Source organism: Anaerotignum lactatifermentans DSM 14214, from assembly GCF_900142265.1.
Taxonomy (GTDB): Bacteria; Bacillota; Clostridia; order Lachnospirales; family Anaerotignaceae; genus Anaerotignum; species Anaerotignum lactatifermentans.
This window is the reverse complement of record NZ_FRAH01000006.1, coordinates 1-13,976: the sequence shown is the minus strand read 5'-3', so window position 1 is coordinate 13,976 and position 13,976 is coordinate 1. Positions and strand designations below refer to the sequence as shown.

Annotated in this window: 15 protein-coding genes; 9 read left to right on the top strand and 6 right to left on the bottom strand. The window is 49.8% G+C overall.

Going from position 1 to position 13,976, the window contains the following annotated elements; genetic code table 11:
• The first annotated feature begins 29 nt into the window (after positions 1-29).
• From mreC to BUB35_RS02490, 9 genes are all read left to right on the top strand, one after another.
• Positions 30-1,031 carry a rod shape-determining protein MreC gene (gene mreC / locus BUB35_RS02530; protein WP_072848817.1) on the top strand — a complete coding sequence of 334 codons (1,002 nt, stop codon included), beginning with the start codon at positions 30-32 and terminating at the stop codon, positions 1,029-1,031.
• Positions 1,028-1,540 carry a rod shape-determining protein MreD gene (gene mreD / locus BUB35_RS02525; protein ID WP_022255761.1) on the top strand — a complete coding sequence of 171 codons (513 nt, stop codon included), beginning with the start codon at positions 1,028-1,030 and terminating at the stop codon, positions 1,538-1,540. Before mreC ends, mreD begins: the two co-directional genes overlap by 4 nt.
• 30 nt (positions 1,541-1,570) lie before the next feature.
• The gene (locus tag BUB35_RS02520; protein WP_072848814.1) at positions 1,571-4,411 is read left to right on the top strand and encodes a penicillin-binding transpeptidase domain-containing protein; all 2,841 of its coding nucleotides are present in this window, start codon (positions 1,571-1,573) and stop codon (positions 4,409-4,411) included.
• A 19-nt stretch (positions 4,412-4,430) separates the two neighbouring features.
• A complete protein-coding gene (gene minC / locus BUB35_RS02515) occupies positions 4,431-5,063 on the top strand; it encodes a septum site-determining protein MinC (RefSeq protein WP_072848812.1) in 633 nt (210 codons plus the stop codon).
• 182 nt (positions 5,064-5,245) lie between these two features.
• Positions 5,246-6,043 (top strand): septum site-determining protein MinD, encoded by a 798-nt coding sequence (gene minD / locus BUB35_RS02510; protein ID WP_072848810.1) that lies wholly within the window; start codon positions 5,246-5,248, stop codon positions 6,041-6,043.
• Between the two features lie 27 nt (positions 6,044-6,070).
• Positions 6,071-6,358: a cell division topological specificity factor MinE gene (gene minE / locus BUB35_RS02505; RefSeq protein WP_022255757.1), complete on the top strand. Its 288-nt coding sequence runs from the start codon at positions 6,071-6,073 to the stop codon at positions 6,356-6,358.
• A gap of 98 nt (positions 6,359-6,456) precedes the next feature.
• Positions 6,457-7,605, top strand: a complete 1,149-nt coding sequence (gene rodA, locus BUB35_RS02500) for a rod shape-determining protein RodA (protein WP_072848808.1) — start codon at positions 6,457-6,459, stop codon at positions 7,603-7,605.
• Positions 7,602-7,994, top strand: a complete 393-nt coding sequence (locus BUB35_RS02495; protein WP_072848806.1) for a methylglyoxal synthase — start codon at positions 7,602-7,604, stop codon at positions 7,992-7,994. The genes rodA and BUB35_RS02495 overlap by 4 nt, the downstream gene beginning before the upstream one ends.
• Position 7,995: 1 nt before the next feature.
• Positions 7,996-8,301, top strand: coding sequence for a DUF1294 domain-containing protein (locus tag BUB35_RS02490; RefSeq protein ID WP_072848804.1), 306 nt, complete (start codon positions 7,996-7,998; stop codon positions 8,299-8,301).
• Between the two features lie 53 nt (positions 8,302-8,354).
• On the opposite strand, the gene sleB is transcribed toward BUB35_RS02490, so the two are convergent.
• The 6 genes from sleB to BUB35_RS02460 all read right to left on the bottom strand — a co-directional run.
• Positions 8,355-9,038, bottom strand: a complete 684-nt coding sequence (sleB, locus tag BUB35_RS02485; RefSeq protein WP_330391053.1) for a spore cortex-lytic enzyme — start codon at positions 9,036-9,038, stop codon at positions 8,355-8,357.
• Between the two features lie 51 nt (positions 9,039-9,089).
• Complete coding sequence (gene spoIIR, locus BUB35_RS02480; RefSeq protein WP_084730527.1) at positions 9,090-9,758, bottom strand: stage II sporulation protein R; 669 nt, start codon at positions 9,756-9,758, stop codon at positions 9,090-9,092.
• 69 nt (positions 9,759-9,827) lie between these two features.
• Positions 9,828-10,898 carry a Ger(x)C family spore germination protein gene (locus BUB35_RS02475; protein WP_072848784.1) on the bottom strand — a complete coding sequence of 357 codons (1,071 nt, stop codon included), beginning with the start codon at positions 10,896-10,898 and terminating at the stop codon, positions 9,828-9,830.
• On the bottom strand, positions 10,885-11,997 hold the full coding sequence (locus BUB35_RS02470) for a GerAB/ArcD/ProY family transporter (protein ID WP_072848782.1): 1,113 nt from the start codon (positions 11,995-11,997) through the stop codon (positions 10,885-10,887). The genes BUB35_RS02475 and BUB35_RS02470 overlap by 14 nt, the downstream gene beginning before the upstream one ends.
• Positions 11,997-13,454, bottom strand: a complete 1,458-nt coding sequence (locus BUB35_RS02465) for a spore germination protein (protein WP_242949181.1) — start codon at positions 13,452-13,454, stop codon at positions 11,997-11,999. The genes BUB35_RS02470 and BUB35_RS02465 overlap by 1 nt, the downstream gene beginning before the upstream one ends.
• Before the next feature lie 302 nt (positions 13,455-13,756).
• Positions 13,757-13,976 (bottom strand): transposase (locus tag BUB35_RS02460; RefSeq protein WP_072848781.1); only part of this gene is annotated, 220 nt, incomplete at its 5' end.

Here is a 13,976-nt window from a genome sequence, read left to right as displayed (position 1 = left end):
TCTGAAATCATCGTGAAGGAGCGTTTCAATTGTTTTCCTTTTTTGAAAAATACAAAAAGTTCATATTCACTGGTGCCATCATCCTTTTGACCGTATTGGCACTGGTGACAAGCGGAAAAAAGCTGAATGCCACCATATTTGAAAGTGCCCTCGGCTTTGTTGTGACGCCCTTTCAGGATATTACTTCCGGCATCGGCAGATGGGTGGAAAACACCACCTCTGAACGCCGGGAAGAGGAAGAAATTCTGGCGGAAAACGAAAGCCTGCGGGAACAGGTGGCATCCCTGCAAGCAGACAACACCCGTCTTTCTCTTTATGAAAAAGAGAACGCAAAACTTTCCGCACTGCTGAAGATTGCCCAGAAATACCCCGAATACAACACTTTCGGTACCACCATCATTGCCAAGAACCCCGGCAGCTGGTATGACATATTCACCGTAGACAAAGGCACTTCCGACGGCGTAGAAGCCAACATGGTACTGGCTGCGCCGGAAGGTCTGGTGGGCAAGATCATCGAAAGCGGCGCTACTTATGCCAAAGGGCAGTCCATTCTGGACAGCCGCAGCTCTGTGCCTGCCATGAGCGCCCGTACAGGGGACTTAGGCGTTGTGAAAGGGGATTACACCCTCATGAACAACGGGCTGTGTAAAATGGAATATATCGACGCAGAGGCGGAAATCGCCGTAGGGGATGAAATCGTCACTTCCCATCTGAGCGATGTTTATCCGCCGGGACTGACCATCGGCCGTGTGAAAGAAATCAAAAACGACACCAACGGTCTGACCCGTTATGCCATCATCGAACCGGCAGTAGACCTGAAACATCTGGATACCCTGCTGGTCATTGACAAAACAAACACCCGTACCGTTTCTCCCGGTGATCTCTCTGTTTCCACAGACATTCCTGCTACAGAGCCGGAAACAGAAGAAGAACCTCTCACCGAAACGGATGAAACCGAAACCACTGACACCGGCAATCCACCGGATGAAGAAACACAGACAAACAGCAATTCGGAGGCTGACACAAATTGAGAATTTTATTGACAGGTATTCTTATTTTCGTCAACTTCATACTGCAGACCACATTGCTCCCGTATATTTCCATTGGGGGCATTCTGCCTAATACGGCGCTGATCATCGTGGTTTCCTATGCCCTGCTCCGTGGCAGTACGGAAGGCGCCATTGTGGGCTTTTTCAGCGGTCTGCCTATTGACATTTTCTTCGGTACATCCTTTGGGTACTACACCCTGCTCTTCCTCCTTGCCGGTCTTTTGATTGGTCGGAGCCAGAAGGATTTCTACCGGGAAAATTATCTGCTGCCCATCATCATCTGTTCACTGGCAGCCATCGTATATGAAAGCATTATTTTCATCACCGGTTTTTTCCTGCAGGGAAATACCACGGTGCTGTATTTTCTGGTGCGTCTGGCGCTGCCGGAAGCCGTTTACACAGCGGTTGTCACCATTCCCATTTACCGTCTGCTCTTTGGCATCAATGAATGGCTGGAGTTAAAGGAAAAATACAAGTATCGGCTGTTTTAACAAAACCTGCCTGCCATGAAGGAGGTTCCTATGCGTAAATATTGGGAACATTTTTTAGATCTATGCAAAAGCAGAATATTTGTCATATTGTGCGGGATTTGTCTGCTTTTTTTCATATTGCTCGTCCGTCTGTTTCTTTTGCAGATCGTCAACGGGAAGGAATACAATGAGTCACTGCTCACCAGCGTGTCCAAGGAAGTCAATGTGCCTGCGCCCCGCGGCAACATCTACGACCGCTACGGCAGACCACTGGCAGTAAACAAAGTGGCTTATTCCGTACAGATTGACGACAGCGTCACACCGGATCTGACTGCTTACCGCGCAGACCTGATTCGTGACCTGCTGGATACCCTCTTTGCTTCCGGCACAGAAGCCAATGACGCCCTGCCTATTTCCAAATCTACCCCTGCCACATTCACCTTTGAAGGGGATGAAAAAGAAAGGGAAGAAGCGGAAGAAGCATGGAAATCAGAAATCGGTCTGGAACGGAAGCAAATGGACTACACCGCTGACGAATGTCTGAATTATCTCTACGAAAAATATGAGGTGCCCGAAGACTACACCGCTGCGCAAAAACGCATGTATGTCTACTACGACCTGACCCTTTCCGACAAGAGCCTCATGTGTCTGACACTGGCACAGAAGCTGACGGAATTCGGCGAAACCATCATTGACGACATTCCGCTGGATACGGAATATCCTTATTCCTTCCAGTTCGGCGGCAGCAAAACAAAAGAAGAAAACTGGAAGCTTTCCTTCCTTATGGAGGATGAACAGCTTTCCTATGATTCTCTGGAAACACTGGATTATCTGCGGGATTTCTTCGGCTTCCCCGAATACCTGCCTGACGATCTGGTGAGAAAAGCCGTGGGCATCCGTAATTCCCTTTACGAAGTGCGGTATCAGAAATATCAGTCTGTGACCATTGCCACGGAAATCAGTGACAAAACACTGGCTTATGTAGAAGAAAATCAGGATGTATTCCCCAATGTGGTCATCAGTACCGTTTCTCTGCGAGAATACCCCAACGGGGAACATTTTTCACAAATCATCGGTTATATCCGCCAGATGACCGAGTCTGACATCGCTTTGTATCAGGATATCGTCGACGCAGAAGGCAATCCTGTTTACAGCTCCACAGATATTGTCGGTCAGGCTGGTATCGAAAAACTTTACGAACAGGATCTGAACGGCACCGACGGCAAGATCACCATCGAAGTAGACAAAGAAGGTCGCCGTATGAGCACCATCAGCTCCACAGATCCCATCCCCGGCAAAGATGTTTACCTGACCATTGACAGTGAACTGCAGTCCATTGCTTACACTTCTTTGGAAAACGCTTTGCGGGATGTACTGCTCAACCGCCTTTCTTCCGGCGGGAAATACGGCATTTCCACCACGGAACTTTTCACCACCATGGTCAATGCCAACCATATTTCTTCTTCCCTGATGCTTTCCGCTCAGGAAGGAACGGTACAAAAATCACTGGTAGACCGCTGCAAGGCTTCTGTCCCTGATTTCTCAGTGGATGCGGAAAACGCCGTGGAAATCCTCCAGACCTTCCTGGCTGATGGGCTCACAAACGGCAATGTTTCCGCTCAGGAACTGCTGATCTGCATGATCGAGCAGGAAAGAGTGCCTGCCACACCGGAAGAAACAGAAGCTGTGAAAAACGGTTCTCTGTCCCCTTCTTCCTTCGTCATCCGTAAACTGGAAAGCGGCGAAATGAGCCCTGCTGACACTGCCCTTGACCCTTGTACCGGGTCTGTGGTGGTTTCCGAAGTAGACAGCGGTCAGGTGCTGGCACTGGTAACTTACCCGTCTTATGACAACAACCAGCTGGTCAATACCTTCAACAACAGCTACTATAACCAGCTGCTGGAAGACACCAATACACCTTTGGTTAACCGTCCGCTGAAACAGAAAAAAGCGCCCGGTTCCACATTCAAAATGGTTTCTGCCATTGCAGGTCTGGAAACCGGCACCATCACCCCTTCCACCGTCATCACGGACAAAGGGGTATTCAAAGACGCCGGTACTCCCTGGGCGCGCTGCTGGATCTACAGCAATAACGGCGGTACCCATGGCTCCATCAATGTTGCACACGCTTTGGAAGTGTCCTGTAACTACTTCTTCTATGAACTGGGTTACCGCATGGGCAATGCGGAAAACGCCACCACAGCCCAGTCCATTGCCACACTGAACGAATACATGGCAGGCTTCGGTCTGAACTCCGTCACCGGCATTGAACTGGAAGAATACGGCCCTACCATGGCATCTCCTTACTACAAGGAACGCACCATCAAGACATATAACCCCGACGCCACCAGCAGCCAGACTCGCTGGACAGACGGGGATACCATCCGTGCCTTCATCGGTCAGTCCATCAACAGCTACACACCGGCACAGATGAACCGCTACATTGCCACACTGGCAAACGGCGGCACATTGTACCAGTATCATCTGGTGGACAAAGTGGTCAACCCCGACGGCACCATATACGAAGAAAAAGACGAAGTCATCGAAAACCAGATGGATCTGAAGGAAGAAAATCTGGCAGCCGTTTACGAAGGGATGTATCTGGTTGCCAACGGCGAAAAAGGTACCATGCGTACCGCCTTCAAAGATCTGCCCGTCACGGTGGCAGCCAAGACAGGTACCGCTCAGGAAGACCTGTCCCGCAGCTCCCATACATGGCTGGTATGCTTCGCGCCTTACGAAGACCCCCAGATCGCCATCACCGTCATGATCCCCTTTGCAGAGAACTACGGTTCTCCCGCGCCAAAGGTTGCATCTGCCATCATCACGGAATATCTGGGACTGGATTACACACCGACAAACACCAATATGGAAACCGTATTGGATCAGTAATATTTTCAGGAGGGGAACTATGAATCAGGAAAACTATGTCATCTTCAAAGGAACCAAGGACGGCGTAACGGTACTGTTTCAGCCGGACGTTCCTTTTGAGGAACTTTGCACACAATTGGAACAGAAAGTAGAAGAAGCAGGGAAATTCTTCGATAATGTGAAAACATCTCTGGCCTTCAAAGGCAGAAGCTTCACCGAGGAGGAAGAAGAAAAACTGCTGCAGATCATCGCAGAACGCACCACCATGCGCATCACATTCGTGAAAACAGAAAATAACGAACTGAAGCAGATTTCTGAACTGCTGGAAAAAGACATCCGCGCATTCAACCTGACCAAATTCCACAGAGGCTCTCTGCGCAACGGTCAGAAAATCGAATTCGACGGCAGCGTTGTGGTGGTCGGCGATGTAAATCCCGGCGCGGAAATCAAGGCGACCGGCAACATCATCGTTCTGGGTCAGCTCAAAGGCATGGCACATGCTGGCTGCAAAGGCATGACAGACGCTTTTGTCACTGCCGTTTACATGGCGCCGGTACAGCTGCGCATTGCGGACATCATCACACGTTTTCCTGAAGAAAACAAACACGGTCCGAAGCCGCCCGAATACGCTTTCGTCAAAGACGGTCAGATTTTCGTCATGGCTTTGTCGTAATTTGGGAAAACAAATTACTTTTTGCTAAAAAATTTTCGTGCAAATTCAGGATATATTTGTTAAAATACAGATATATATGATATTTTCGTATGGGCAAAGAGATTTGAGGCTCTTTTGCCTGTCCCTGTCGCTTTGACAGGAACCATATTCGATTTAAGTAAAAAACTAGGGGGATATGATCCATGAGTGAAGTAATTGTAATCACCAGCGGCAAAGGCGGCGTTGGGAAAACCACCACCAGTGCAAACCTTGGCTGCGGTCTTGCCATTCAGGGCAAAAAGGTCGCTTTGGTAGACGCAGATATCGGTCTGCGTAATCTGGACGTTGTCATGGGGCTGGAAAACCGCATTGTATACGATCTGGTAGATGTGGTAGAAGGCAACTGCCGTCTGAAACAGGCGCTCATCAAAGATAAACGTTATGAAGGTCTGTTCCTGCTGCCTGCGGCGCAGACACGGGACAAAGACGCAGTTTCTCCTGAACAGATGCAGAAACTGTGCGAAAACCTGAAAGAAGAAGGATTTGACTATATCCTCATCGACTGCCCTGCCGGCATCGAACAGGGGTTCAAAAATGCCATTGCCGGCGCTGACCGTGCCGTTGTAGTCACCACACCGGAAGTATCCGCTGTTCGTGACGCTGACCGTATCATTGGTCTCTTGGAAGCAAATGGTCTGAACAACCCTACCCTCATCGTAAACCGTCTGCGTATCGACCTTGTAAAACGCGGCGAAATGATGAACATTGAAGACGTAACAGAGATCCTTGCTGTTGATATTCTGGGCGTAGTTCCCGATGACGAAACCATCGTTATCGCAACCAACAAAGGGGAACCCGCTGTCAGCAACGAAGAATCCCGCGCAGGACAGGCTTACCGCAACATCGTACGCCGCATCATGGGCGAAGATGTACCTCTGATGACCTTCGAGGAAGAACCGGAAACATTTATGGATAAGCTGAAAAAGCTGTTCCGCCGTTAATCCCCAGGTTTGGAAAGGAGTGTCACGATGGATTTCTTTAGCTTTTTTAAGAAAAAATCCGCACCGCCTTCCGGCAGTGTGGCAAAAGACAGACTGAAACTGGTGCTGGTACACGACCGCGTCAACTGCTCCTCTCAGGTACTGGAAATGCTGAAAACAGACATCATCAAAGTCATCTCCAACTACATGGAAATCGACGATGAAGAACTGGATATCCAGATCACCCAGACCGAATCTGATGACAAGAACGGTACCGTTCCTGTACTGTATGCCAATATTCCCATTAAGAGCATGCGCAAAGTCAACCAGGACTAATTGAAACAAACACAAAAAAACAAAGCCGGGGAACCTGAGCCAGACTCATGCTTCAACCGGCTTTGCTGTATTATAAAACCAACCTCTGGAGGTAGCCTATGCAAAGCAAAAAATGGCTCCAAAACCTGGATTGGTATCTCATCGGCGCCGTATGCATCCTTGCCGTTTTCGGCATCATCTGCATCGCCAGCGCCCTGCACTTCAATCTGGGAGAAGGAACTTCCGAAGTCTATAAACAGATTGTCTTTTTCATCATCGGTCTTGGACTGATGGTGGTGGCAGCCAATGTAGACTACGAATATTTTTCACAATATTATATCCCCATTTATTTCATCAACATCGTACTGCTGTTAGCGGTATTTGTGCTGGGGAACGAGTCCAACGGCGCAACACGTTGGATTGCCATTGGTCCTTTGACCATTCAGCCGTCAGAGTTTGCCAAAGTCATGATGATTTTCTTCTTAGCCAAGTTCATTTCCCTGCATCAGTCAAAAATGAACCGGCTGGATTTCTTCCTGAAGCTTTGCGTCATCGCCGGCATCCCTATCCTGCTGGTACTGAAGCAGCCTGCCCTTTCCGCCAGTCTTGTACTGGTAGCCATCTTCTGTATTCTGGTATTCGTGGCAGGCATCGACATCATCTGGGTGCGGAATGTAGCCATTGTGGCTGTGCCGCTCATTGCTTTTATCCTCTTTGACGTCAGCCGGGAAAATCCCCTGATCATGGACAAGATCTTTGAACCCCACCAGTTCAACCGTATCCTGTCCTTCGTAGACCCCACAGCAAACCCTGACCTCTATTACCAGACAGAAAAATCCATCAATGCCATCGGCTCCGGTCAGCTCACAGGTAAAGGTCTGTTCCAAGGCACTTTGAACCAGCTCAGTTATCTGCCGGAACCCCATAATGATTTTATTTTTTCTGTAATTGGGGAGGAATTTGGATTTTTGGGTTGTATATTTACATTAGGGCTATTGCTCTTTGTAGTATTTCGTTGTATCATTATAGCATTATCTACGAGAGATACATTCAGCCAGCTCATTGTGGTGGGTGTGGCAGGCATGTTTGCCTTCCAGACCTTCGTTAACGCCGGCGTTGCGACGGGCATCGTGCCCAATACCGGCATGTCCCTGCCCTTTGTCAGCTACGGGGGCAGCTCCATGTGGACAAACATGGTGGCACTGGGACTGGTACTGAATATTCGAAAAAAAGAAACCAGATCATTATTCGAGGGGGGTTTATTATGAATATCGCATTGATTGCGGACGACAATAAGAAAAAACTAATGGAAAACCTTTGCATCGCTTACCGTCATATCCTGTGCAAACATGAGCTTTACGCAACAGCTACCACAGGTCGTTTGGTAAGTGAAGCTGCAAATTTGAATGTGCATAAATATCTGGCTGGGCAGCTGGGGGGCTCTGAACAGCTTGGCGCGCAGATCATCAACAACGATCTGGACGTGATGATCTTCCTGCGTGACCCCGCTTCTCACCAGTCTTACGAAGAATACAGCAACCTGTTCCGCCTGTGCGACACCCACAACATTCCCGTTGCGACCAATCTGGCAACAGCGGAAGTGCTGCTGCTGGCGCTGGACAGAGGCGATCTGGACTGGAGAAACGTGGTGAGATAACATGCAGTTTACCTTTCACCCCGTACCCTTCTGGATTATCACAGGGTATTACCTCATCATCAATATCGTGCTGTTTTGCGCCATGGCCCTGGATAAAAAACGTGCCATTCGCGGCAGACGGCGGGTGCCTGAAAAAACATTGTTCCTGATGGCCATTTTGGGCGGCAGCATCGGGGGCTTTGTTGGCATGTTTACACAGCACCACAAAACAAAACATATTTCTTTTTATGTAGCTTATGGCTTAACAGCTGCCATGCACATTTTCCTGTGCTGGCTGCTGATGACCACCTTTGCCTTTACAGCTTAAAAACACGAAAATGCAAAAACACGGTACTTCTCTAAGAAGATACCGTGCTTTTTTTATTTTACGCCGAAAACATGTCTGCCGATGGTGGTGGTGATGGGGATGCTCCAAATCCAGCGGCTGGTGGCTGTGACAGGATTCCAATAATACAGGGCGCCATTGGTGGGGTCCCAGCCGTTGAGAGCATCTCTGGCAGCGTTCAGCGCCGTTTCGTTGGGGGTCAGGTAAAACTGCTTATCCTCCACCGCATCGAAAGCACCGGGCTGATAAATGACCTCTGCAATGGTATTGGGAAAGTCTGGGCTTGCCACCCGGTTCAGCACCACTGCACCCACTGCTACCTGACCTTCGTAAGGTTCCCCACGGGCTTCCCCATGGATGATAGATGCCAAGAGATACAAATCCTCATCATAATCATCGGTGCCTGTTTCTCCTACGCCGCTGGTGCCGGTGCCAATGGAAATGCCCAGACGGGACAAGGTATCGCTGCCGGCAATGCCGTCCACTTTCAAACCGTTATCCGCTTGAAACTTGCGAATGGCTTCATATGTTTTGGTGCCGTAAATGCCGTCGGGCGTGTCTGGATAATACCCCAGCTGACGGAGTTTCTCCTGGGTTTGGCGCACCAAATTCCCACGGGTACCCCAGGAAACCAATTGGGTTACAGTCACTGCCTCCGGCTGGCTTGCCTTCTCCACCATGCCCCACGCCAGCACCAGAAGTGCCAGCAAACATACCAAAACACATTTTCTCCTGCCCTTTTGCCCCATTGCCTGCGCTCCTTCCCTTTTTTAGTCCCCCTGCCACATTTCCACGATTTTCAGCTTGATTTTCGGTGCCTTGTTGGTCTGTTCCGCCGCGGAAACCACTGCGTATTCCTCTGGTGTCAGATTTTTTTGCAGACGTTCCCTGCCTTCCGCCGTAGGTTCTCCCCATGCGGCGTCCACATAACACATCTGAGGATACAGCACGCACCACCAGTTATGCCCTTTTGCTTCGCCAATCTCAATGCGCACCGCATCATAAACCCCAGCGGGAAACACCAGATTTCCATAAGTCTTTTCGGGGAAATCCTCCCGCACCAGAGATACGGAAACGGGATAATCATACCCCTGTCTGGCGATTTCCGCTGCCGCTGTCTGACGGATTTCTTCTTTGTATGCTGCCAAAAGTGCCATGCTCTCCCCTTTGGAAGAGCAGCCTTCCAGCTTTTCCCCAAAAGAAGCAAGGACTGCGTCCCGCACGTCCAGCTTCAGATTCTGGTCTGCTGCGGTATCGCTGTTTGCCAGCACATGAAACCGCACCACGCCATCGGCAATGCCCCGCTGGATATTTGCCGCATAAATGCCAGACCAGAGGACACAGACCAGAACGCCCCCCGCAAGGGCTGTCACCCCATATTTCCACTCTTTTTTCCAAAAGGCTTTCATGCGCAAAGCCCACAAAACCAATGTTTTCATGCTCTCCCACCCTTTTTCTCTTTTGATGGGGAGAGTATGACCCTGTTTTGGGGATTTTATACCTTCTCTTTATCTGGTGCGTCCCGTATCCTGCAATTTCACTTCACAGTTCACCAAAACCTGCAAATCCTGCCAGTTTTCGCCTAACTTTGCCACTTCCAGCGCCTGCCGCTGACACTCTGCCCAAAGACCAAACACATCCCCGGCGGTGGTTTCTTTCGCTCTTTTTATTGTATTTTCCAAATCTGTTTTTATGATGTCCCCGAAAAAATTTTCCAGTTCCCGTCTGGTATTTCCATCCAGCAGGGATTGTCCGCCGCTGCCTGTGAGAGCGCCGGAAACCTTCACATTGACCTGACAGGAAAGCCCTTCGGCTGTTTTGGCAAAATCAAAGGAAACTTTGTCCTTGCGGATTTCCAAAGGCAATACGGTTCCATTCCAGTTGCCTTCAATAACAGCACCGCTGCCTTCCCCCAGCAAAAGCAGATGTGCCTGTTCTTCCGCCGCAGGCAATGAAAAAGCATAGGCTCCATCCGCCAAAGCAATGCCGCCGTCCAAAGAAAGCCCTTCCTCCGTCTTTTCTATACGGGGCAGAACCGTACTGCCGCCCTGCTCACCCAATTCTGTCAGGAGCATATCCAAATCCATGCCACGGGTCACAGCCACCTCCTGGGCGGTATTCTTATAAAAATCCCAGAGGAACAGCCCGGTGGAGCTGTCCGCCTCCGCAATGGCATTCACACAGGCATCCGCGGCGTTTTCCGTGCCCAGCACCATGACTTTTTCCGATAGAGCATTGCCACGCTCCAATTCTTCTAGAACCGCTTCAAAGGCTGCTTTGTCTGCCAATAGGCTTTTGCCGAATACCACCGTCCGCAGCTGCCCCAAATAAACCTCACGAGAACTGCGGCTGTCGGCGTCTGCCACGGCTGCCGTCAGGGTGTCCCCCTTTACCCGATATACGCTTTGGGCATTTCCTTCGGTGGTCTTGGCAGGGGCAAAGGTCACCAGCAAGCCATCTTCTCCTTTATCAATGCCCATGGTGATGACATAAGCCCTGTCCTCTGGGTCTCTGCCGTCCCAGCATCCTGTCAAAAGCAGCGGCAATAGGGCTATGAGGGCAAATTTAAGCTGTTTCACGACGTTTCCCCCTTTCTTTGACAATCCTTACGCCTAAAACCAAAAGAGGCAGGAGCGCCGTTGTGAGGGCGCTGAAGATAGGCTGTATTTTGTTGCGGAAATCATAAGCCGCTGCCAAGTCCTGTGGAATCATGGCGCCAATAAACAGCAAAGGCACCCACAACAGCAGCCAGTACCGCCGTCCCTGTCCACTTTGGCGGCACAGACGCACACAGCAAACACTGCCGAAAAACAACGCCCCAGACACATAGAGAAAGGCGGAAACCATCCAGAACCACAACAGAAGGATGTCCTGTCTGCCCAGAAAAATGCCGGAAAACCGCACACGCTCCATGACCTGTACCGTAGGGAAAATCTTATGGGACAGGGATTCCGCTCCATAGACCGTCAGGCAAAGAAAAGTTGCCGCCGTCATGAGAAATGTAGTCAGCAGGCAGACCCCAAAAAGGCTTTTCTGCCCTTTTTCCGGTTTTTCCAGAAAAGGCGGCAGAAACAGCAGGAATATCATTGCCTGAAACAAGGGCTGTACATAAGCCGTTCCCCGCCGCAGTCCATCCAGCTTCGGCAGCTGAACAGGGAGGAAATACGCCTCCCCAGCCGTCAGTGCCACAGCGAACAGCAGCAGCACAAAAGGGGGAAACACAAAGAAAAACAGGATTTCCGCTCCCCTTGCCTGCCCTTCAATGCCTCTTGCCACACCAAAAGCGGACAACGCCAGCAAAGTGCCTACCATGAGCCACAGGGGCGTATGGGGCAGCATGGTACTGCGGAGGATTTCCGTAAAAATGCGGACTTCCAGCATGGCATCCACAGCGATTTTTCCGGCGATAAACACCGCCAGCACACTGCCCAGCACACCACCGAAGGTATTGCGCAGCCATTCCACCACCGTCCATGTAGGCTCTTTTTTGCCCAAAAGAGTCAGCACCAGAGAGAAAAACGCCGCCAGCAGACCGCCGATCAGCATCACCAGCCAGCAGGCTCTGCCGCTTCCCTCTGCTAATTCCGCAGGCAAAAACAGAGATGCCGTTCCCAGAAAATAAAAACAGAACAACGCCTGCATCTGCCGCAGGGAAATTTTATGGTTATCGGAAAACATCAGCGTTCCCCCCTTTTCTTCATGAAAATGGACTGCCGTTTCAGCCATGGCAAAGGCAGGCGGAACAGGCTGTCCTCCAAATCACGATAGTGGTTCACGGAAGCGGAGCAGAAGGGATAAAGATAAGGAATCCCGTAAGAAGAAAGCCCAGCCAGATGCACCACCAGCAAAAGGATGCCTGCCCAGAAGCCATACAGCCCCAATGCGGAAGAAAGGAAGATCACCAGATATTTGCTCAGCCGCAGACCGGAAACCACGGAGATATTGGGAATGACAAAAGAACAAATGCCCGTCAAAGCGGAAATGATGACCACTGCCGGACTCACCAGACCTGCATCCACTGCCGCCGAACCGATGATGATGCCACCCACAATACCAATGGTGGCACTGACGGGTGACGGCAGACGCACCCCTGCTTCCCGGAGCAATTCAAAAGCCAACTCCATAGAAATAACCTCCACCGCCACAGAAAAAGGGATACTCTGTCTGGTTGTAGCAATTTTCAATGCCAAAGACGTAGGCAAAAGCTCTGGATGATACACCGTCAGCGCCAAATACAGCCCCGGCAATGCCACTGCCACAAAAGCAGCCACATACCGCATGAAACGGATGAGGCTCATGATCTCCCAGCGGTCATAATAATCCTCTGCTGCCTGAAAAAACAGATTCAGCGTCACCGGCAGCAGAATCACAAAAGGCGTATTATCCACCACCAGCACCACACGCCCCTCCAGCAGTGCCGCCGCCGCTTTATCCGGGCGTTCTGTCATTTGTAATTGGGGAAAGGGCGAGAACTGCCGTTTTTCCAAAAGCTGTTCCAAAGAGCCGCAGTCCAGAATACTGTCTGTTCTGAGACGTTCCAGCTGGCGTTTTGCCTGACGCAGAATTTCCGGTCGCACCAAGTCAGAAAAATACATAAGGGCAACGTCGGTCTTTGTGCGGCTGCCAGCCTTGGTACGCACCACTTTCAGCCGTGTATCCTGTATCCTTCTGCGGATAAGCACCAGATTGAATGCCAGAAGCTCCGTGAAAGCGTCCTTGGGACCCTGTACCACCACTTCTGTTTCCGTATGTCCCACGCCACGGTTGGGATAGCCCCTCGTAGACGCCTGCAAGGCAAAAGAGCTTCCCTCCATAAAAATCACTGTATCCCCTGCCAGCACCCCGGCAGCGGCTTTTTCAATGGTATCCACCTGCTGCACATCACGATTGGCAATGACGCTTTCCATAAGCCCCAAAAGCCGTTCTTCCGTTTCTGTATCGTGACAGCGGTTCATGATGTTGGTCATGATGGCATCTTCCACAGCGGTGGTGTTCACCATATTATCCACATAGACCAGAAACAGCTGTCCCTGACCTTCTGCTGCCGCAAAATCACGGAACACAATATCTCCGCAGTCGGCAAACAATTCTTTCATGGCAGCTCGGTTTGCCGCCAGATTTTTCCCGATTTCCAAAATCCGCTCACCTGCCTTTTTCCTATAGTCTTGCTGAAAGGCAGGCGGATTATACCTTTTTTCCAAAAAGACGCAAAAAAGCAATATCCCATTCAGAAAACATAACAAATAAAATCTGCATAAAGCAAGAAAGCCAAAATCCTTTGTGATGATAAGAATTTTGGCTTTCTTTGTTTTCTTATAAAGATGCTAATCATAACCACGCCTAAAAGACGTGGTTTGCACTAGCCCTATAAGGGCTTATTAAGAGCCAGCGCCTAAATGACGCTGGCTTTCACTTCGTTCAAGCCTTGGTGGTATGATTATCTGCTACCCTTAAAAGGGTCTTCATACTCTTTTGTATTCAACTTATCTTCAATTTGATCTTGTTTTTCCTGTTCTCTGATATATTTTTGAATCGTTGCTGTATTTAAACCGACTGTACTTACATAATATCCTGTTGCCCAGAAATTCCTATTTCCGAATTTATACTTCAGATTTGCATGACGATTGAATATCATCATTGCACTTTTTCCTTTTAAG

Excerpts from the sequence above, each read along its gene's own strand:
- BUB35_RS02520 (WP_072848814.1), top strand. The coding sequence starts at position 1,571 with ATGCGTAAATATTGGGAACATTTTTTAGATCTATGCAAAAGCAGAATA.
- minC (WP_072848812.1), top strand. The coding sequence starts at position 4,431 with ATGAATCAGGAAAACTATGTCATCTTCAAAGGAACCAAGGACGGCGTA.
- minD (WP_072848810.1), top strand. The coding sequence starts at position 5,246 with ATGAGTGAAGTAATTGTAATCACCAGCGGCAAAGGCGGCGTTGGGAAA.
- minE (WP_022255757.1), top strand. The coding sequence starts at position 6,071 with ATGGATTTCTTTAGCTTTTTTAAGAAAAAATCCGCACCGCCTTCCGGC.
- rodA (WP_072848808.1), top strand. The coding sequence starts at position 6,457 with ATGCAAAGCAAAAAATGGCTCCAAAACCTGGATTGGTATCTCATCGGC.
- BUB35_RS02495 (WP_072848806.1), top strand. The coding sequence starts at position 7,602 with ATGAATATCGCATTGATTGCGGACGACAATAAGAAAAAACTAATGGAA.
- BUB35_RS02490 (WP_072848804.1), top strand. The coding sequence starts at position 7,996 with ATGCAGTTTACCTTTCACCCCGTACCCTTCTGGATTATCACAGGGTAT.
- spoIIR (WP_084730527.1), bottom strand. The coding sequence starts at position 9,758 with ATGAAAACATTGGTTTTGTGGGCTTTGCGCATGAAAGCCTTTTGGAAA.
- BUB35_RS02470 (WP_072848782.1), bottom strand. The coding sequence starts at position 11,997 with ATGTTTTCCGATAACCATAAAATTTCCCTGCGGCAGATGCAGGCGTTG.